This window comes from Neisseria weaveri (genome assembly GCF_900638685.1).
Lineage (GTDB): Bacteria > Pseudomonadota > Gammaproteobacteria > Burkholderiales > Neisseriaceae > Neisseria > Neisseria weaveri.
The window spans coordinates 23,828-41,428 of sequence record NZ_LR134533.1 but is presented as its reverse complement, the minus strand read 5'-3'; the positions used below and the strand labels follow the sequence as shown (position 1 = coordinate 41,428).

The window sequence follows — 17,601 nt, the reverse complement described above, 5'->3', positions numbered from 1 at the left end:
CGTTTTCAGACGGCCCAGCACGAGCAGCCGAGTGCGCCGAAGAAACCTTGCAGGTCTGAAACGGGTGCCGACGATGCCCATGCGCGGGCATGATCGTGGCCGTGCAGACCGCACGCGCTGGCGCAACTGCATGAAGCGATGGCTTGTTGGCGCAGCGGTGCGAGCGAGTTTTTACCGGCACCTTCGGGGTCGCCCCATGCGCCGTAGCCGCGGTATTTGTGTACCGGCGACCAATCGGGCATGGCGGGCGGCGGCGGGGTGTCCAAATCAGAGAAGCTGCCTGCGCCGTAAACGACACGGCCGCCAACTACGGTCAGATCTGAGGTCAGGAACGGGATTTCGTCTTCCGGCACGCTGAAAAAGTCTTTGCTCGGCACCATCATGTCGGCCAAATGGCCTACTTCGATGCGGCCGCGCTTGCCGACTTCGTTGGAGAACCATGCCACGTTTTCCGTCCACATGCGCAAAGCGGTTTCGCGGTCGAGCAAATTGGCTTGCGGATAGAGTTTCATACCGCCGACGGTTTTGCCGCTGATCAACCAAGACAAGGATACCCACGGATTGTAAGAAGCCACACGGGTGGCATCGGTACCGGCCGACACTTTCACGCCGCTTTCGAGAATGCGTTTCACCGGCGGCGTGTTGGTCGCGGCAGCCGTGCCGTAGCGTTCGGCAAAGTATTCGCCTTGATAGGCCATGCGGTGCTGCACGGCGATACCGCCGCCCAGTTCGGCAATGCGGTCGATGGATTTTTGCGACACGGTTTCAGCGTGGTCGAAGAACCAGTTGATGCCTTCCAACGGAATATCGCGGTTAACCTTTTCAAATACATCCAAGGCGCGGGTAATGGTTTCGTCATAAGTCGCGTGCATACGCCACGGCCATTTGTTTTGCGCCAAAATGCGTACCACTTCTTCCAATTCGCCTTCCATTTCAGGCGGCATCTCGGGGCGGGGCTGGCGGAAATCTTCAAAGTCGGCGGCAGAAAACACCAACATCTCGCCGGCACCGTTGTGGCGGAAATAATCGTCGCCCTGTTTGTAGGTTACCGAAGAAGTCCATTTGAGGAAGTCTTCTTTCTCCTCTTTCGGTTTCTGCGTAAAGAGGTTGTAGGCGATGCGCACGGTGAGCTGGTTTTCTTCGGCCAGCTTGCGGATGACTTCGTAATCGTCGGGATAATTTTGGAAACCGCCGCCGGCATCAATCACACCGGTTACGCCCAAACGGTTCAGCTCGCGCATGAAATGGCGGGTGGAGTTGACTTGGTAATCAAACGGCAGTTTGGGGCCTTTTGCCAGAGTCGAATACAGGATCATGGCATTCGGTTTGGCCAGCAACAGGCCGGTGGGGTTGCCTTTCGAATCGCGTTTGATTTCGCCTCCGGGCGGTTCGGGGGTGTCTTTGGTGTAGCCGACGGCGCGTAATGCGGCTGCATTGAGCAAAGCGCGGTCGTATAAATGCAGGATGAACACCGGCGTATCGGGCGCAACGGCATTGATTTCTTCAATAGTGGGCAGGCGTTTTTCGATGAATTGGTGTTCGGTAAAACCGCCGACCACGCGAACCCATTGCGGCGCAGGCGTAATATCGACTTGTGCTTTGAGCATGGCCATGGCATCGGCCAGCGAACGCACGCCGTCCCAACGCAGTTCCATGTTGTAATTGAGGCCGCCGCGGATGATATGGGTGTGGTTGTCGAAAAGGCCGGGTAAAACGCTGCGGCCTTTCAGGTCGATGCGGCGGGTATTTTCGCCCGCCATCGCTAAAATTTCGCTGTTGCTGCCGACTGCGGCAAATTTTCCGTCGGCAACGGCAACGGCTTGGGCAACCGGCTTGGAGCGGTCTAAAGTCGTAAATTCGCCGTTATAGAAAATTGTGTCGATTTGTGTCGTCATCATTTACTCCTTATTGTGATTCTGGTCTTGTGAGTGTGCGGTTTGGGAGATAGATGTTTGCGGAGAAAAAAATTGTTTGGAGAGCGGAATCATTTGTTCGCCCAGCAACATGCCCAAAAGCCCCAGCAAGGCCACTACGGGCGGCGCGGGAGAGCGTACATTAAGCAGGTAGTAAACCACACCAACCAATATTCCGGCTCCGAAAGAAAACACATACAACTTCATAAATATCTCTTAATGGGCAGATTAAACAGCAAAGGTGTGATTTTGATGCAAACCACACCTTCGCATTAACAACAGTAAATCAGGGGTTACTTGGCAGGGTTAGGGCCGATGCGTTCGCCGTGTTGCACGCGCTCGGGTGCTTTGTGAACCATAGTGTAGGCGTAATCCACACCCATGCCGTATGCACCAGAATGTTCTTTTACGATATCCAATACGGCATCGTAGGTTTCTTTACGGGCCCAGTCACGTTGCCATTCGAGCAAAACTTGTTGCCAAGTTACCGGAATAATGCCTGCTTGAATCATGCGTTGCATAGCGTATTCATGCGCTTCTACCGTTGTGCCGCCTGAGGCATCTGCCACCATGTAGATATCATAATTGCCTTCAGCAGCGGCAGCCAGAGCAAAGCCCAAGTTACATACTTCTGTCCACAAGCCTGCTACGATAACTTTTTTACGGCCGTTTGCAGCCAAAGCATCACGCACGTTTTGGTCGTCCCAAGAGTTCATTGAAGTACGCTCGAGAATTTTGTTCTCGGGGAATACGCTCAACAATTCAGGATAAGTGTGGCCGGAAAAGCCTTCGGTTTCAACAGTGGTGATGATGGTGGGGATGTTGAATACTTTGGCTGATTTGGCCAATGCAACCACATTGTTTTTCAGGGTTTGGCGGTCGATGGATTGTACGCCGAAGGCCATTTGCGGCTGGTGGTCGATGAAAATCAGCTGGCTGTTTTCAGGGGTTAACAAGTCTAAAAATTTGTTTGACATGACGATTCTCCATGTGTCGTTAAAAGAATTTTAAGGCAATAAAAAAGCGGCAGATTCCAGGTTTGTGGCCTGTCTGAATTTGCCGCGTTATTGCACGGTGTATTCAGGCTGTGGTTCAGCCTGAAAATAATTACAGGCCGTAAACTTTCAGGCGGTCTTCTACGGGAGCAAAAGATTTATCGCCTGCAGGCTCGGTGATGCCGCCGAATACGAGCTGGGCGCTCATTTTCCAGTTGGCCGGCAGATTCCAAGTTTTAGCCACTTCGGCATCAATAATCGGGGTGTAGTGTTGCAGGTTGGCACCTACGTTTACCGCAGCCAGCGCAGTCCAAATAGCGTATTGGCTCATGGCATCGCTGTGACCTGCCCATACGGGGAAACCGGCGGCATAAGCAGGGAACTGCTCTTGCAGGCCTTTAACAACATTTTCATCTTCAAAGAACAACACGCTGCCGGCAGCCGCTTTAAACATGTTCAGTTTGTCTTCGGTAGCTTGGAAGTTTTCGGCAGGAACGATTTTGCGCAGTTCGGCAATGGTGATGTCCCACAGTTTTTCATGTTCGGCACCGAATAACACAACGAAACGGGTAGATTGCGAGTTGAACGCAGACGGTGTGTGTTTTACGGCGTGCTCAACGATTTTTACTACTTCTTCTTTGTTTACGGGCAGATTTTTGTTCAGCGCGTAAACAGAACGGCGGTTCTCAGCAGCTTGCTGCAAAGTTTGTACAACAGACATTGTGGTTTCCTTTATTTCAGGTTGGCTAGAGGGCTGCCCGAGATTTTTCAGGCAGCTAAAAAGTTTGGATAACATTTTACTCCGATTTCCGTTAGTGTAACTGGTTGATATTGGCTTCCACATCCATCGGTACGTCCATCAACAGGATTTCCGCATCGCCCAAAGCCTCTACGTCAAAGCCGTCGGTTTCCCACAAGCCCAAGCCGTCGCGCTCGCCCAATTCGATACCGCCTACTTTGGCTTTACCTTTAATCACAAACACATACACGCCGTTGCCTTCGCGTTTTACGTCGTAACGTTTTTGGGTGCCGTCTGAAAAACGTGCCAGCGAGAACCAAGCGTTTTGGTGAATCCACACGCCTGCGTCATCAGCATTGGGAGACAGGATTTGCTGGAAGTCGTTGGGTTTGGCTTCGTTGGCAATCGTGATTTGCTGATAGCGGGGCGCTACGTTGTTTTTGCGGGGCAACACCCAAATTTGCAGGAATTTCACAGCTTGGTCGCGGTTGGCGTTCATTTCGCTGTGGGTAACGCCGGTACCGGCCGACATAACCTGCACATCACCGTTTTTGATGATGCTGCCGTTGCCCATGCTGTCGCGGTGGGCCAAATCGCCGCTCAAGGGTACGGAAATGATTTCCATGTCGCGGTGCGGGTGGGTGCCGAAGCCTTGGCCGCCTTCTACAAAATCATCATTAATCACACGCAGCACGCCGAAGCCCATGCGCTCGGGGTCGTAATAGTTGGCGAAGCTGAAAGTGTGTGCGCTTTTCAGCCAACCGTGATTAGCAAAGCCGCGTGAATTAGCCGGATGGTATACAGTTTGCATTTTATCTTTCCTTTAAATTAATTACTATTGTTAATATAACGATTTGCGATGGAGTGAATTATAGGGAGAAACTTTGTGGGGAAAAAGACACGAATGATAAATTAATTATCAACTCAGAGTAAACAATAGCTGAAAACATAAGAGGCTGGATAACTGGTGTGAAAAATATACTATCCGAAAGAATTAGAAAAGTATTTTTTGACGGACATCATGGACGTGATGAACGGGTTTGAATATTGATTTTGATTTGAGGCCGTCTGAAAAGCTTTTTAAACGGCGGGTTATTCTGGGTTGGTGAATAGCCCGCCGATGTTTGCATTTTCGTTTTTAAAATAAAAAATGAAAGGCTGAGACCTTTGCAAAACCCTCAAAAATCCTCTAAATTTCCACTCACATCAAACTCCGAGAATTTAGAGGATTTTGTTCATGAGCAGCTTTTTACACACCGATGCCCTCAACCACATCGAAAAACATCTCGACCGCTTCCCACTCATCAAACTCGACCGTATTCTTGACCGGACACCCATCGAACAATACCTCACCGGCCGCAAAACCCGCTACATGCGCGACAACGGCGGCCGTCCCGCCTATCCTTTGCTCTCCATGTTCAAAGCCATCCTGCTCGGCCAATGGCACAGCCTTTCCGACCCCGAACTCGAATACAGCCTCATCACCCGCATCGATTTCCAACTCTTCTGCCGCTTCGACGACTTCCGCATTCCCGACCACAGCACCCTCTGCCGTTTCCGCAACTGGCTGGCTCAAGACAACACCCTGGCCGGACTGCTGGATCTGATTAACCGCCAACTGACTGACCAGGGCTTAAAAGTAGAGAAAGCATCCGCCGCCATCGTTGACGCCACCATTATTCAGACGGCCGGCGGCAAACAGCGTCAGGCCATCGAAGTGGATGACGAAGGCGTTGTCTGTGGCGAAACCACCCCCGGCAAAGACCCGGATGCCGGGTGGATCAAAAAAGACGGCCGCTTCCATCCGGGCTATAAACAACACACCCGCACCGATGCGGACGGCTATATCGAGAAACTGCACATCACTCCGGCCAATGCTCATGAGTGCAAACACCTGCGCCTTGCGAACCGTTCAGATACAGACCGGCTTGGCGGTTCAGCGAAGTCGAACCGTTGCGCTCATTTCCTGCTGAAACGGTGCTGCTTTCAATGGTTATGTCTTTGCCTTTGAGGGCAATCAGGTTGGCAGCTTCCACTTTGCCGTCTGCTTTAAGGCCGTCTGAAGCTGTGGCAACCACCGCAGATGAGGCAACATTGCCGCCCAAACGGATGTTTTGCGCATCAAGTCTGACTGTCTCCCGTGTGCCCAAAGTGCCCTGATTGTCGATATTTTCAGCTTTCAATGCGATGGCCGAAGCACTGATCAAACCGCCGGCCGCATTCAAGTCGCCTTTGCGTACTACGGTATATACCTTAGGTGCTAAAACCGTTTTGGTGCTGCCGTCGGCAAGGGTAACGGTTTGGTTTTCCAGCCACAGGATATCGGAAGTGAGCAAAGCCACTTGCTCGGACGTTAAGGCGATACCCGGTACGAGATTGAACTGCTTGGCCACGGTAATGCCCGCGTCCATTAAGGCTTTAAACTGCTCTTCGTCGCTGCCGTAGCCGTCCAAACGGCGGTAGCCCGTGAGCTTGGCGATTTGTTCGTTGACCAGTCGCTGCTCGTAATAGCCGTCACCCAAACGCTTGTGGGTGGATGCGGGATCCACTGCCAAGGCTTTCAGCATATAGTCGCCCGACAGCCATTGTTTGTAGTCTATTTATTAATTAATAAATGACTGCGCATCCATACTGGCTCAACATTACTTGGCAAACTATCATAATATTCATTAGATAATTGTTTTTCTTCAGCTGAATAAGGAAGTTCTACCAAACCAATTTGTAATCTTCCATATTCTCTACCGATTTCCAGCAAATATTTCATTTCTTCCGCACACTTATAAAACGTGTCAAAAAACATTTGATATCTTTGCCTATTATCTTCATTTTCATTAAGAAAATCTATCTCAATTGCTCTCAAAATACTTTCAGCTTTTTCAACTTCCGAAAACCTTATATATCTCCTATAAAGCCTGTCAGAGATTAAATCTCCATCATCAATTTTTTCTTTTTTAATAAATTTATTTAACTTTTTAAACATATCATTTAAAAAATCTCTTTCGTATGATTCAGTTAAAAAAACAGTAGTTGGAGTAACAAATCCTGCTAATAGCATAAAAATATTCCCGAAAAATTAGTTATTGCATAAATTTAATATCTTCAATTTGGATAATTCCATTAGATTTCTTATAAATTTTATTTTGGATATCTACTCTGTCTCTAATTGAGCTTGATTGTCCTCTTAAATCAATCCATATTTCCTGTTTCATCCCTAAGGGTAAATGGCTTTTTTTTATCAACTGTTTAGAAACACTGTTTACTAAAGCCACTCTATTAGTATGAATATCATAGTTTTTTACTTCAATACTGCAAACATTTCCAATACACCAATCAGGACGTACACTACCTTTTGTTCCATAAGGCACTTCTTTACCATTTTTAAAACTTACCTGTGCCCTTGCATTTGTTGGTAAATTCCCACCTACATCTATTTCAGATTGCCTCGCCGTCGGCCTGCGTATAGAAATATTCAACTGCTTAGACTCAACAGTTGTCGCATGAGCCTTACTAGCAAGATTACCCCTACCCAACGCATAAGCTCCCAATCCCAAACTGCCTACCGTCTCCAACGCATTACCGTACTCCGGTATGCCGTAACCGATTCTGCCTATACGCGCATAAGCAGGGTCTTCCGCAAATACCGAACCGTTGGCCAAGTTCGCCGCCGATTCGTATGCGCCTATCCCCACATTCACTATCGCTTTCGGTATGTCGGTAACAACATGGCGGTTGTAGCTGTTGATTTCTTCCGGTGTTCTGCCGAAATGTTTATAACGGGCGGCATGATTTAAAACAGAGCCGTAGGCGGCATTGTAACGGCTGTTGTAGGCCGAATCTTGGTAATGCTTATCCCGTTTCGGCAAATAAGCACCCATTAGTGAAACGATATTGTCGTCTCTTTTGAACAAGTCCGCTTTTGCCGTAGCTTCGTCTACGTTTCTGAGCATCTGCCGGATAATTCTTGCTTCGGCTTCTTCTTTCGTAACTTGGCGTTTTTCCCGTTTGCTCAATTCTGCTGCAATCTGTTCGGAATAGCGTTTTGCCGTGGCATATTCATTCGGATGCAGCTGTCGGTTAAACCTGTCGGTATTCCATCCCGCTATCGCTGCGGCGGTGTTGCCGCCTACGGCAAACCCGACGGCCGCTCCGCCTAAGGTGTCAACAACTGCATCCGCATCTGGGGGTTTTGCAAAGGTCTCGGCCTAAGCTGACGGTCGCGGTTTCGGTGCGGATGTTGGTGTGGGTTATTTCACAATACATAAATAAATGCTGCCTGAAAAATTGAGATGTTTTCAGGCAGCGTTGGAAATCATATAAACACTACATACAAAGACCTGTATCTACATATAATTTAAATTCTTTTATATAGTTTTATGGTAAATTTCATTAAATCTCAATAAACCATTTTATAATTATCACCATCTTTTTTATATAACGAGTTAATAAATATTTCTTTTGAATTTATTTTCACAATTTTATCTTTCAAAGTAAATAATATTTCAAATAAATCGTCACCCTCATTTTTAAACAAAATGAAAATATCATACAACTCCATTCCTAATAAAGAATATATATCTTTATCATAAGATATGATTTGAGTATTAAGAGTAATTATAAATGACTTACCAATAAACGGGCTACTATTACTCTCAACGGGAGGTAACATTAAGCTCATAGTTAAATATGTGTCATCACTTAAATAGAAATTTGCTTTCCCAATAAAAGTTTGTTGGTCAAAAATATTATTCCAACAGCTTTTTAAAATATATAACCATTTTTTTGCTGTTCTAACAGGAACACTTCTATAAATCTTAAGATAATTTAAAAATTTTTTCTGCATTATTTTATCTTTTTAGGTTGTGTAGAATATGGAATATGGTCAGGAATATTACGATCTTTAGGATAATTTATCGCTTCTCCATATTTACTACGATCTGGAAAATTTGAAATTAAATCAGATTCAATTATACTAGCCCAAATATTGGGATCAACTTTTACTTTTTCAGGATAATGTCTCACATTCCAATGTGCAGGTTGTGAAGATTTAGTATCTATTATTTTTCCATGCATATCTACTAAATACATATGTCCTAAATGATGCCTTTGTAAAACAACATATTCTCCTTTGGTATTTTGATATAAATACTCCATAGCTTGGGTTCTACTCATATTACGAGCAGGATCACGATAAGTTACCGCCCTCACAGCCAAAGGCTTATCATTTTTTAAAATATGTCCTGATCTTTTTGCTTCTTTAAATGCCGCTTTCTCAGACTGAGAAGCATTACTCAGCCTTGAGAGTGCATAAGATATGTTCTTTTTACTGGCCTCAAGATCAACTCTTTGATTACCATTTCTATCTAAAAAAGCCACTAACGGTACTCGGTAACCCAATCTCTCTAATTGCTGTTGTGACTCAATTAATTTTTCATATTTGGTCTCATAACTTAACTGTGCCCAGCCCCTTTTGATATCTCCTACATTACCCATTAATAACGCAAACAATTCATCTACAGCATCCGCTGTTAATTCTATCCTTTGTTGTCTTTGCAAATGTCGGTTCGGTAGCGTGCGTATGGCAGAATTATTATTCTCCACCGCACTCTGCGCAACCTGACTGCCCACTACCGCACCCGCAACATCCCCCGATGCCGCGCCTACCGCCGCACCGAATACTCCGGCCAACGAACCGATATTCGCTTTTTCTTCCGCCGTCAGCTCTTTGGGAGACTTACCGTACAGGCTTTGTGCCAATGTCGGTGCCAATAATTCCGCTCCCCCCGCAGACAGCCCGCTCACAACAGCATGGCTGCCGTTGGCCGCACCGGTCAGCAAACCGCTAAGGGTATGCAGGGCGATGTGTTCTTTGCTGCCTTCTCCCGGACGTTTGCCGCCGTCGAGTTGGTTCAGTTCGTCGTTCTGTTTGAAGTGTTGGCCGATATGGTAGGACACAACGGGGTTGGCCGCGGAAGCGGCAAGACCCAATGCGCTGTCGGTCGGGGCGGATAAAGCTGCCGACGCACTGCTTAAGCCTATATTCAGGTATTGCAGGCTCTGAACTTTTTTATCGTATTCTTCTTGGCTGATCCGCCCTGCTTCCCTCGCGGCTTTCAATCCTTCTATGCGTTGGTTCACTCGGCTTTTTACATAGCCGATGTTGCTGCCGAACTGCTGTGTTACCTCCCGTTGGATATCCAGCTCTTTCTGCACCCTTTCTTTATCGAAAGTGTTGTTCAGACGGCCTGAGCGGGAGTCTGTCACCTGAAAGCGATTTCCCTTTACTTACAACTCTCTTGAAAACTCTAGCTAGGACTGTACCTAAAGAAAAAACTGTTTAGTTTACTTAATTATAATTAGCAAAAATAATTGTTTTTTCTTTAAAATAAGGTCGTTTGAAAAGTAAAAATTTTCAAACGACCTCAAGATGTTATAGATTAAATATGTCTTAATTAAGAATTATGTTTATGATAAACCTCTCTTACAGCTTTCTCAGATAGAGGTGCTTTACACTTATTACAATATTTTATAAATGGAGAAACACCTTTAGTATAAAAAATACTTTTCTCATCAAGACCTTTAACTTTTCCATTAAGCTGCTGAAAATTTTGGCAATAAGGGCATTTCCCCAGTATCATTGTTGAAATAATACTATATAAAGCCAACCCCCAAAATATTATTATTAACCAAATAAATAGTGAATCATTTGTGCGTTCATTGCCAATTATTTTATACTTTTCCAAAATCAATAAAATAGCCATCAGTATTGAATAGGGGAAAAATAATTTAGATAAAAACAATCTTCTTTGAAATTTTCTAGCTATCTCTAACTCAGCTTCTTTATTTTTTGGTATGAAGTATGTATCTTCTTCATCGTAATTTTTTCTCATATTTTTTTGTCCTATAATTTAAAAAATCCCATTTCGCGACAACGCCAACACCTACTTGTGGTTTGATTTCTGCTTTACTGGTGATATGTTTATAAATTGAAGATTTATTCTTGCTTTCATACTCTCTTCCCCCTTCAATTTCAGAACCCACAACAAGAGGTCCAAAATAACCTTCTGCAGAAGCTTTGGTCGATAATGTAGAATTATGATCCTTAGCACGCACCCCAAAAGTTTTTTCTACAATTGTAATATCAGTAGATACTCCTATATCACTGTTTTCTTTTTCCCATTTTCCTGCTTTTACTTTAACACCTATACCTGTTCCCGCTCCCCCTTCAAGTTGGGCACTTGCTCCTCTATTCCCTATTGTAAAATTTACTTTTATATTCCCACCAAAACCTACATAAAGTGCAGCTTCAGTAGAAGCCGAGAGTTTTACACCAGTTGGATACCAATAATCTTTCTTGCCATTATAAGTAGTAGTATCAACTAAGTTTCTTAAATTATTGCATTGTAACGATTTAAAATACTTTTATTTTCTCGGCTGAGCTTTTCATATTGAGATGTTGAGTTAGCCCCTGGTGTTCAGATAAAAAACGTATAGATTCATTAGATTCATTTTACAAGTCCTTATAATTTTTACTAAACCATTTGTCAAAATGGCTTGAGAAGCTAAAAAACCGCTTCGCAAGCCTTCTAACAATACCCCCTAATAAAAATTCAATCCTGATAAATAAAAAATATTATCAGAGATACAACAAAAAACGCCAAAATCATATTTAATCTTAAGATAAGAAGATTTCTTCTATTTGAAATTTTTCTATATCCAAAAGCAATTTTCCATACTATAAAACCTAACTGATTAAATTTACTGAAATAATCTGACAATCCTGATATTATATTTTCATCTTTAAACAACTTATATAAAATCAAAAATTGACAAAAAAATAACACAATATATATAAAAAATAAGATAAATATTAAATTTTCCATTTTAATTCTTTATTTTGGAGATTTTAAATTAAAAGTTTTCTGATATCCAATATTCGCCCCGGCAAATGCTGCCACACCACTCCCTAGCTTACCAGTAACAGCTAGTGGTGCTTTCCTTTCTAAATTAGCACCGGCACAAACACCTCCTACAATATAGCCACCTACGGAACTACAAACTTCTGAAAAATATCCATCATTTCTAGAAACATTAGACGCAGTAGCGCCAACAAAACCTTCTATTCCAGCTCCCGCTGTTCCAGCCAAGGTTAAAGTAACACTTTTATCTTGATTAATCGTAATACTTACATTTAGGGGCTGACGTAGATTAGCAGTCATGATAGGCTGCCAAAATGAAGATAACCCACTGTAAGTTAAAGAAGAGTCTGCAAAGAAAACTGCTTGAATATTTTGTATTGGAAGTAACCGCACGTTCTGCTGCCGATATCTTGGGTATTCAGCACAATACGGCTATTCTCTTCTACCGTAAAATCCGTCTTGTTATCAGCCGTCATTTGGCTTTGGAAGCAGATCAGGTTTTTGAGGGCGCTATAGAATTGGATGAGAGCTATTTCGGCGGTAAGCGTAAAGGAAAGCGCGGTAGGGGAGCAGCAGGTAAAGTGGTGGTTTTCGGTATCCTTAAACGTGGAGGTAAGATTTATACGGTTGTAGTGAATAATGCCCGAAAGGAAAGTTTATTTCCTGTTATTACAAGGAAAATTACACCTGATAGCGTAGTTTATACGGACTGCCTGAGCAGTTACGACGTGTTGGATGTCAGCGGTTTTCACCATCACAGGATTAATCACAGCAAAAAGTTTGCCGACCGACACAACCATATCAACGGCATTGAGAATTTTTGGAATCAGGCGAAACGTGTCTTGCGCAAATACAACGGAATCGACCGAAAATCTTTTCCTCTGTTCTTGAAAGAATGTGAGTTTCGTTTTAACTTCGGGACACCAAAGCAGCAGTTAAAAACTTTGCGGCTTTGGTGTGGTATTTAGGGCTAATCTACTTCAGCCCCTAAAAGAAACCGAGTTCCGCTTCAATCACGGGCATGACGATTTGTATAAAGTGCTGCTGGGAATGTTGCGTAAAGATCCTTTAAAATGAATTTTGCTTCTTAAGCCCCTTTTTATTTTAAACATTTCAAAAAAACAAATAAATCATCAATAATTTTCTTGTAATAAATTAAAGATATTTCCTTAACTTTGAAAGGATCTTGATTCATTGAATAGAATAAACGCAGTGTGTCTTTTACAATTTCACATCTCATACGCAAACCATTGTCTCCCAATTCTCCCAAGTACCAATAAATCGTATTTTCATCGGATAGCTCCTCATAATCAAAATCAATATGTTCAATAGGCAAATTACTTCCCTTAAATTCATGACTTAATGCTATATTTAAATTATCTTTTAATAACATTATTTGGCTATTTAATGTAATAACAGCTCCTACTCCCGGATAAGCTTTTTGATCAATCCAAAAATTTAAAGGACCCATATAATAATAACTATCTTTTACCAGTAAATCTAACTGTATAAAAAAATCTATTTTATCTCCAATTATCATTTTAAAATTTTGCCTTTCCATCCTAAATTTCTTAATTCGGCTTTAACTTTATTATCTAAAATTAATGGATTATTTTTATCGCCAGTTCCACCATTCCAATGCCACTGATTGTTGGGATCTTTAGAAAAACGATGAATATTTCCTTCCTGATCTCTGGCAAAACGTACTGTTGTCGATGAAGGTATTGGCTGAGAATTTTGAAATAAACGAAGAGAATCTTGCGGTTCTCTTCCCGCCCTAGAATTCCATCCAGCTCCTCCTGGGGTATGTTTCGGATTCGACTGATAAGTCACCGAACCATTTGGGAAATCCACCTTAACCGGTTTAGATACAGGCAAGGAAGAACCTCTATCAAAAGTACCTTGCCCTGGCTTCTTCGCATGAGTTACCGATACATTCGGAGTTGCAGCACCCGTAATTCCACCTACAATCCCCGAAGCAATCAAATCACGGTAATCTATACTGCGTTTCTCCGCCCATTGCACCGCAAAATTATAAAGCATTCCGTTCCCGGCAGATAAAGTGCTGCTTTTTGCGATGGACTTCAGGTCAACAGCACTACTCCTTCCTCTGCTTCCAACCAGTGTAGCGATTACCGTCGGATCTGCAACGGCATTACCCACCTTACTCCAAATGCCTATTTCCTTATCTAAAAAGATTAAATCTGCAGCATTAACTGTAGCAACAATCCTGCGTACATCAGGATCTTTAATCGAAGCTAAATAAGACTCCCCTGTATTTGCCGCAATAATTTCCTGATAACTCGGGCAAGTTATTCCGCCTCCTGTGCATTCTTTTATCAAATATGCCCTATTTTGGTTGCTATGCGCTAAGAATTTTTTAATGATTTCAGAGCAATCACCACCTCTTGCCTTACAGGCCTGCATTTCTTTATCAAACGTGCTGATACTTTGAGGTGTTTTTCTGAGCCCTTCCGTCAAATAATTATTCTCCACCGCACTCTGCGCAACCTGACTGCCCACTACCGCACCCGCAACATCCCCCGATGCCGCGCCTACCGCCGCACCGAATACTCCGGCCAACGAACCGATATTCGCTTTTTCTTCCGCCGTCAGCTCTTTGGGAGACTTACCGTACAGGCTTTGTGCCAATGTCGGTGCCAATAATTCCGCTCCCCCCGCAGACAGCCCGCTCACAACAGCATGGCTGCCGTTGGCCGCACCGGTCAGCAATCCGTTCAGGGTATGCAGGGCGATGTGTTCTTTGCTGCCTTCTCCCGGACGTTTGCCGCCGTCGAGTTTGTTCAGTTCGTCGTTCTGTTTGAAGTGTTGGCCGATATGGTAGGACACAACGGGGTTGGCCGCTGAAGCGGCAAGGCCCAATGCGCTGTCGGTCGGGGCGGATAAAGCTGCCGACGCACTGCTTAAGCCTATATTCAGGTATTGCAGGTTCTAACTTAATTTATGATCTTTTATATCAATACCAATATAGATATTATCTTCCAAATACATATCATTGAAATTATTAAGACATATATCTATTAATTTTAAGGTTTCTTGGTGCAAGTTTGCAGGAATAAGGCTTTCGATATCTTCTAATTCTGTTCCAGCTAAAATAATATGAATATACTGTTTATCTATTCCTAATTTTGTTAAATATTCAATTATCCCAGGCCTAAATAGTAATTTTTGAATATCATCTGTGTTAATTTTTTTATTTATAAGAGCTGTCAACACTCCCAAAATATAAGTATTTAAAAAAAACTCTACATCATTTTTATTATTTGAAATTAATATTTTATCCATTAAAAGTTACTCCAATTTCTTTTGACTTTAACATTAAACACTCTACCTGTTTTAGTATTTTGAAAATAATGAATAGATATTTTATTTCCTTGGGCATCAAAACCATCTCTATATACTTTTTTCCAATCTCCCTTTTCCACTTTTCTTAATTGGTTTAGAATAGATTGATTATTAACATTAACCTTTTTCATCCCGTTATGAACATCTCTAAACCCTTTAGGATAGCTTGGAGATTCTTTAACCGAATTATGAGTTTCACGAATATTTTTATCATCCTCATCATCAGGCGGCATAGGCGCACCCGTAGCTGACCGGCTTACCGGGTGTTTCGGCACTTGCGCCTTCTTCCCTCCTCCTTTTCCGTCATTCAATATCGGAAACAGCTTCTCCCGCTCTTCTTGCGCAGATTTTAAAGGCCGTAAGAAAGTTTCTTTACCTTTCAAACGACCTCAAAATTATAAATACCTATTAGTATTAAACCTATAGATCAATTAAAATAAATATATAAATCAATGCACTATATCATTAAACATACTTAAGAAAACACATATAAAATAATCAAATACTAACTTTTATAATACTCCCAAATTTTTTTTAAATAATAGTGCTCATCATTTTGTTCGTTATAATCGTATACTCCATAAGAAAAGAAAATTTCTTTTGCCATTCTATTAGAACACTTTACACAATTATATATAAAGTCATACTTGCCACAAAATAAATGATATAAATTATTTTGATTTCTAAAGTAAATAAAATCTAAGTTTTCATTGGTGATTATAATATAACTTTGCAAATTATTAAAATCGCTATAGAATATATTTTCCTGATTATTAGCAATCTTTCTTTGATAAATATCTCCCTCATATTCGAAAGTGAACTCAATATAATGATCAAAACCTAACGAATGTATTGAGTTAGACAACCATTCTGACTCTATTAATGTGAGAGTATTTGGAACAGGTATAGCATTCCAAGATTTATCATCAAGAAATTTTTTAGATATTGACCACTCTTCATTTAGAAAAAAAGAAAAAAATTCTTCCTTAGAATTAAATAAATTTATCATTTTTTTTCCACAATTTAAATTTAGTATCTAATTTTAATAACTTTATTAGAAGATTTACTATTAATTTGTAAAGTTGGACTACCATTTGAACTGCCTGGTCTAACTATTACGGTTCTGCCATCATTTAGTATACCTATTCTACCTTGTCCATATTGAGTATTTATTGTCCTGATATTTTGTAATTTTAAACTATCAAAATCTTTTTGAGCTTGCTGCCACGCCTCTCTATCAGTTCTATTAGGCATATTTTTTTCATATTGAGTTAGACTATTCCTATTGGAAAGTCTATTAGATTGCTTCAAAATTTTATTTACGTTGACATCTAAATCATTTTTGCCATTATCCTCATCATCAGGCGGCATAGGCGCACCCGTAGCTGACCGGCTTACCGGGTGTTTCGGCACTTGCGCCTTCTCCCCTCCTCCTTTTCCGTCATTCAATATCGGAAACAGCTTCTCCCGCTCTTCTTGCGCAGATTTTATCTGTTCCGACATCATCCCCGTAAACGTATCCGTAACGCTTCCGCAATGCTTATCCAAAGCGCAATATAAAGCACCAAATAAAGGAACCACTACCCCTTTGCCTGCCCGCGTCATATTGTTCTGTTCCGCTACGTTTCGGGCAATCAGGCCGTCTGAAAGGGCGTTGTCGGCGTTTCCTCCTGCCGCGCCTATCCCGCTGCCGAGCAGACGGTTGATAGTAGCTAAGGTTTCTTTTTGATCTTCCGTCAGTTTCGACGGATCTTTCTCTTTAAACAGCCAGTTCGATAAAATGGGCGTAACGGTTTCGGAACCGCCCGCTGCCAAAGCGGCCGTACCTGCGTTGTTACCTGCGGCATAAGCAACGGCGGCATTCCAGACGGTATGCGCCATAATATGGGCGGGTGTGCCTTGTTTGTCTTTACCTGCCTGCGGATCTACGGTTTTAAAGTAAGCTCCGATCTCTCGGCTGGCGATAGATATCGGCTCAGTTATTTCAACACATAAATAGATGCCGTCTGAAAAGGCTGGAATTTTCAGACGGCATTTAAATTTATAAAATACATAGTATTTAGATATAATTTCTACATATTCATCAAGTTTTCATATAATTTGAAGTTTAATAAATTATTCTCCAATATTTATCCACTCGTCAACATACTGTCTTGACAATGGGTCTAGCATATTGTTTATATTTAGCCAATTATTTTCTTTTTGTGAACTATTATACATAGATTCTAATAAACCAGTAGCAATACAATTTTTTAACAGCTCTTCACCACTAAGCATCCCTTCTTCAATATAGGCAAATATATCATTACATTCATTTATTGAAAAATTGGATAAATTGTTTACTATGGTTTTGCCTATTTCCCCAAATAACATTACTGGCAAATCATCCCCCCACTCACTGATAAATTTATCTATTGACAGTGATATCAAGGATATTCCTTTAATCTTATTTAAAAATTGATCGTAATTCATCTCATTTTCCTTTAATTGCATTTTGCAGATCTCTCAATATATTTTTAGCAGTTGACTGATCGCTAAAAGATGCCTCTGGATTTTTTATTAACCACCTTTCAAGTGCTACTGAATAATTTCTAGCTTTTTCACTATGTTCCCTACCTCCTACTTTTGTATTGTTTTTAAGTTCATAGCGAACCGCATCAGCTGTACTTCCA

20 protein-coding genes and 2 pseudogenes are annotated in these 17,601 nt (G+C 42.3%); 2 read left to right on the top strand and 20 right to left on the bottom strand.

Annotation, left to right across the window (positions count from 1 at the left end; genetic code table 11):
* Window positions 1–5 precede the first annotated feature (5 nt).
* The 5 genes from EL309_RS00265 to EL309_RS00245 form a co-directional block, all read right to left on the bottom strand.
* Window positions 6–1,898 (bottom strand): amidohydrolase, encoded by a 1,893-nt coding sequence (locus tag EL309_RS00265; RefSeq protein WP_004284748.1) that lies wholly within the window; start codon window positions 1,896–1,898, stop codon window positions 6–8.
* Window positions 1,899–2,120, bottom strand: a complete 222-nt coding sequence (locus EL309_RS00260) for a DUF1427 family protein (protein WP_004284751.1) — start codon at window positions 2,118–2,120, stop codon at window positions 1,899–1,901.
* 86 nt (window positions 2,121–2,206) lie between these two features.
* Entirely contained in the window at window positions 2,207–2,890 is a 684-nt protein-coding gene (locus EL309_RS00255; RefSeq protein ID WP_004284753.1) for a hydrolase, read from the bottom strand.
* A 130-nt stretch (window positions 2,891–3,020) separates the two neighbouring features.
* Window positions 3,021–3,629, bottom strand: a complete 609-nt coding sequence (locus EL309_RS00250; protein ID WP_004284755.1) for a nitroreductase family protein — start codon at window positions 3,627–3,629, stop codon at window positions 3,021–3,023.
* A 91-nt stretch (window positions 3,630–3,720) separates the two neighbouring features.
* On the bottom strand, window positions 3,721–4,458 hold the full coding sequence (locus EL309_RS00245; RefSeq protein ID WP_004284756.1) for a pirin family protein: 738 nt from the start codon (window positions 4,456–4,458) through the stop codon (window positions 3,721–3,723).
* 426 nt (window positions 4,459–4,884) lie between these two features.
* Between EL309_RS00245 and EL309_RS00240 the strand changes: the two are divergent.
* A pseudogene (locus EL309_RS00240) lies at window positions 4,885–5,544 on the top strand (transposase); the annotation flags it as partial.
* 199 nt (window positions 5,545–5,743) lie between these two features.
* Here the strand turns inward: EL309_RS00240 and EL309_RS00235 are convergent.
* The 8 genes and pseudogenes from EL309_RS00235 to EL309_RS00200 all read right to left on the bottom strand — a co-directional run.
* Window positions 5,744–6,244 (bottom strand): annotated as a pseudogene (locus EL309_RS00235) (hypothetical protein); the annotation flags it as partial.
* A complete protein-coding gene (locus EL309_RS00230; RefSeq protein WP_004284778.1) occupies window positions 6,244–6,702 on the bottom strand; it encodes a hypothetical protein in 459 nt (152 codons plus the stop codon). The pseudogene EL309_RS00235 and the gene EL309_RS00230, both read right to left, overlap by 1 nt.
* A gap of 22 nt (window positions 6,703–6,724) precedes the next feature.
* The gene (locus EL309_RS00225) at window positions 6,725–7,657 is read right to left on the bottom strand and encodes a hypothetical protein (protein ID WP_107855371.1); all 933 of its coding nucleotides are present in this window, start codon (window positions 7,655–7,657) and stop codon (window positions 6,725–6,727) included.
* Window positions 7,658–8,040: 383 nt separating this feature from the next.
* Window positions 8,041–8,487 (bottom strand): hypothetical protein, encoded by a 447-nt coding sequence (locus EL309_RS00220; RefSeq protein ID WP_036494187.1) that lies wholly within the window; start codon window positions 8,485–8,487, stop codon window positions 8,041–8,043.
* Entirely contained in the window at window positions 8,487–9,908 is a 1,422-nt protein-coding gene (locus EL309_RS00215; RefSeq protein WP_126382057.1) for a VENN motif pre-toxin domain-containing protein, read from the bottom strand. The genes EL309_RS00220 and EL309_RS00215 overlap by 1 nt, the downstream gene beginning before the upstream one ends.
* Window positions 9,909–10,096: 188 nt before the next feature.
* Window positions 10,097–10,534, bottom strand: coding sequence for a B-box zinc finger protein (locus tag EL309_RS00210; protein ID WP_036494200.1), 438 nt, complete (start codon window positions 10,532–10,534; stop codon window positions 10,097–10,099).
* On the bottom strand, window positions 10,515–10,757 hold the full coding sequence (locus EL309_RS00205) for a hypothetical protein (RefSeq protein ID WP_126382055.1): 243 nt from the start codon (window positions 10,755–10,757) through the stop codon (window positions 10,515–10,517). The genes EL309_RS00210 and EL309_RS00205 overlap by 20 nt, the downstream gene beginning before the upstream one ends.
* 779 nt (window positions 10,758–11,536) lie before the next feature.
* Window positions 11,537–11,863 (bottom strand): hypothetical protein, encoded by a 327-nt coding sequence (locus tag EL309_RS00200; protein WP_036494199.1) that lies wholly within the window; start codon window positions 11,861–11,863, stop codon window positions 11,537–11,539.
* Between the two features lie 14 nt (window positions 11,864–11,877).
* Between EL309_RS00200 and EL309_RS00195 the strand changes: the two genes are divergently transcribed.
* A complete protein-coding gene (locus EL309_RS00195; protein ID WP_040669657.1) occupies window positions 11,878–12,531 on the top strand; it encodes an IS1595 family transposase in 654 nt (217 codons plus the stop codon).
* Window positions 12,532–12,662: 131 nt separating this feature from the next.
* Here the strand turns inward: EL309_RS00195 and EL309_RS00185 are convergent, their stop codons facing one another.
* The 7 genes from EL309_RS00185 to EL309_RS00155 all read right to left on the bottom strand — a co-directional run bounded on the left by EL309_RS00185 (window position 12,663) and on the right by EL309_RS00155 (window position 17,401).
* Window positions 12,663–13,103 (bottom strand): Imm42 family immunity protein, encoded by a 441-nt coding sequence (locus EL309_RS00185; protein WP_107855378.1) that lies wholly within the window; start codon window positions 13,101–13,103, stop codon window positions 12,663–12,665.
* Window positions 13,100–14,413: a VENN motif pre-toxin domain-containing protein gene (locus tag EL309_RS00180; protein WP_164717522.1), complete on the bottom strand. Its 1,314-nt coding sequence runs from the start codon at window positions 14,411–14,413 to the stop codon at window positions 13,100–13,102. Before EL309_RS00180 ends, EL309_RS00185 begins: the two co-directional genes overlap by 4 nt.
* Window positions 14,414–14,515: 102 nt before the next feature.
* A complete protein-coding gene (locus tag EL309_RS00175) occupies window positions 14,516–14,869 on the bottom strand; it encodes a DUF3969 family protein (protein WP_004284765.1) in 354 nt (117 codons plus the stop codon).
* On the bottom strand, window positions 14,869–15,312 hold the full coding sequence (locus EL309_RS00170; protein WP_004284764.1) for a hypothetical protein: 444 nt from the start codon (window positions 15,310–15,312) through the stop codon (window positions 14,869–14,871). The genes EL309_RS00175 and EL309_RS00170 overlap by 1 nt, the downstream gene beginning before the upstream one ends.
* A gap of 122 nt (window positions 15,313–15,434) precedes the next feature.
* Window positions 15,435–15,938: a hypothetical protein gene (locus EL309_RS00165; RefSeq protein ID WP_040670001.1), complete on the bottom strand. Its 504-nt coding sequence runs from the start codon at window positions 15,936–15,938 to the stop codon at window positions 15,435–15,437.
* A 20-nt stretch (window positions 15,939–15,958) separates the two neighbouring features.
* Window positions 15,959–16,810: a VENN motif pre-toxin domain-containing protein gene (locus EL309_RS00160; RefSeq protein WP_126382052.1), complete on the bottom strand. Its 852-nt coding sequence runs from the start codon at window positions 16,808–16,810 to the stop codon at window positions 15,959–15,961.
* Window positions 16,811–17,044: 234 nt separating this feature from the next.
* The gene (locus EL309_RS00155; RefSeq protein ID WP_040669650.1) at window positions 17,045–17,401 is read right to left on the bottom strand and encodes a DUF7674 family protein; all 357 of its coding nucleotides are present in this window, start codon (window positions 17,399–17,401) and stop codon (window positions 17,045–17,047) included.
* Window positions 17,402–17,601: the final 200 nt, after the last annotated feature.

Bases quoted from the DNA above. Each gene is read 5' to 3' on its own strand.
- EL309_RS00160 (WP_126382052.1), bottom strand. From the start codon at position 16,810: ATGGCGCATACCGTCTGGAATGCCGCCGTTGCTTATGCCGCAGGTAAC.
- EL309_RS00185 (WP_107855378.1), bottom strand. From the start codon at position 13,103: ATGATAATTGGAGATAAAATAGATTTTTTTATACAGTTAGATTTACTG.
- EL309_RS00230 (WP_004284778.1), bottom strand. From the start codon at position 6,702: ATGCTATTAGCAGGATTTGTTACTCCAACTACTGTTTTTTTAACTGAA.
- EL309_RS00165 (WP_040670001.1), bottom strand. From the start codon at position 15,938: ATGATAAATTTATTTAATTCTAAGGAAGAATTTTTTTCTTTTTTTCTA.
- EL309_RS00245 (WP_004284756.1), bottom strand. From the start codon at position 4,458: ATGCAAACTGTATACCATCCGGCTAATTCACGCGGCTTTGCTAATCAC.
- EL309_RS00155 (WP_040669650.1), bottom strand. From the start codon at position 17,401: ATGAATTACGATCAATTTTTAAATAAGATTAAAGGAATATCCTTGATA.
- EL309_RS00220 (WP_036494187.1), bottom strand. From the start codon at position 8,487: ATGCAGAAAAAATTTTTAAATTATCTTAAGATTTATAGAAGTGTTCCT.
- EL309_RS00250 (WP_004284755.1), bottom strand. From the start codon at position 3,629: ATGTCTGTTGTACAAACTTTGCAGCAAGCTGCTGAGAACCGCCGTTCT.
- EL309_RS00260 (WP_004284751.1), bottom strand. From the start codon at position 2,120: ATGAAGTTGTATGTGTTTTCTTTCGGAGCCGGAATATTGGTTGGTGTG.
- EL309_RS00210 (WP_036494200.1), bottom strand. From the start codon at position 10,534: ATGAGAAAAAATTACGATGAAGAAGATACATACTTCATACCAAAAAAT.
- EL309_RS00255 (WP_004284753.1), bottom strand. From the start codon at position 2,890: ATGTCAAACAAATTTTTAGACTTGTTAACCCCTGAAAACAGCCAGCTG.
- EL309_RS00265 (WP_004284748.1), bottom strand. From the start codon at position 1,898: ATGATGACGACACAAATCGACACAATTTTCTATAACGGCGAATTTACG.
- EL309_RS00200 (WP_036494199.1), bottom strand. From the start codon at position 11,863: ATGACTGCTAATCTACGTCAGCCCCTAAATGTAAGTATTACGATTAAT.
- EL309_RS00195 (WP_040669657.1), top strand. From the start codon at position 11,878: ATGAAGATAACCCACTGTAAGTTAAAGAAGAGTCTGCAAAGAAAACTG.
- EL309_RS00175 (WP_004284765.1), bottom strand. From the start codon at position 14,869: ATGGATAAAATATTAATTTCAAATAATAAAAATGATGTAGAGTTTTTT.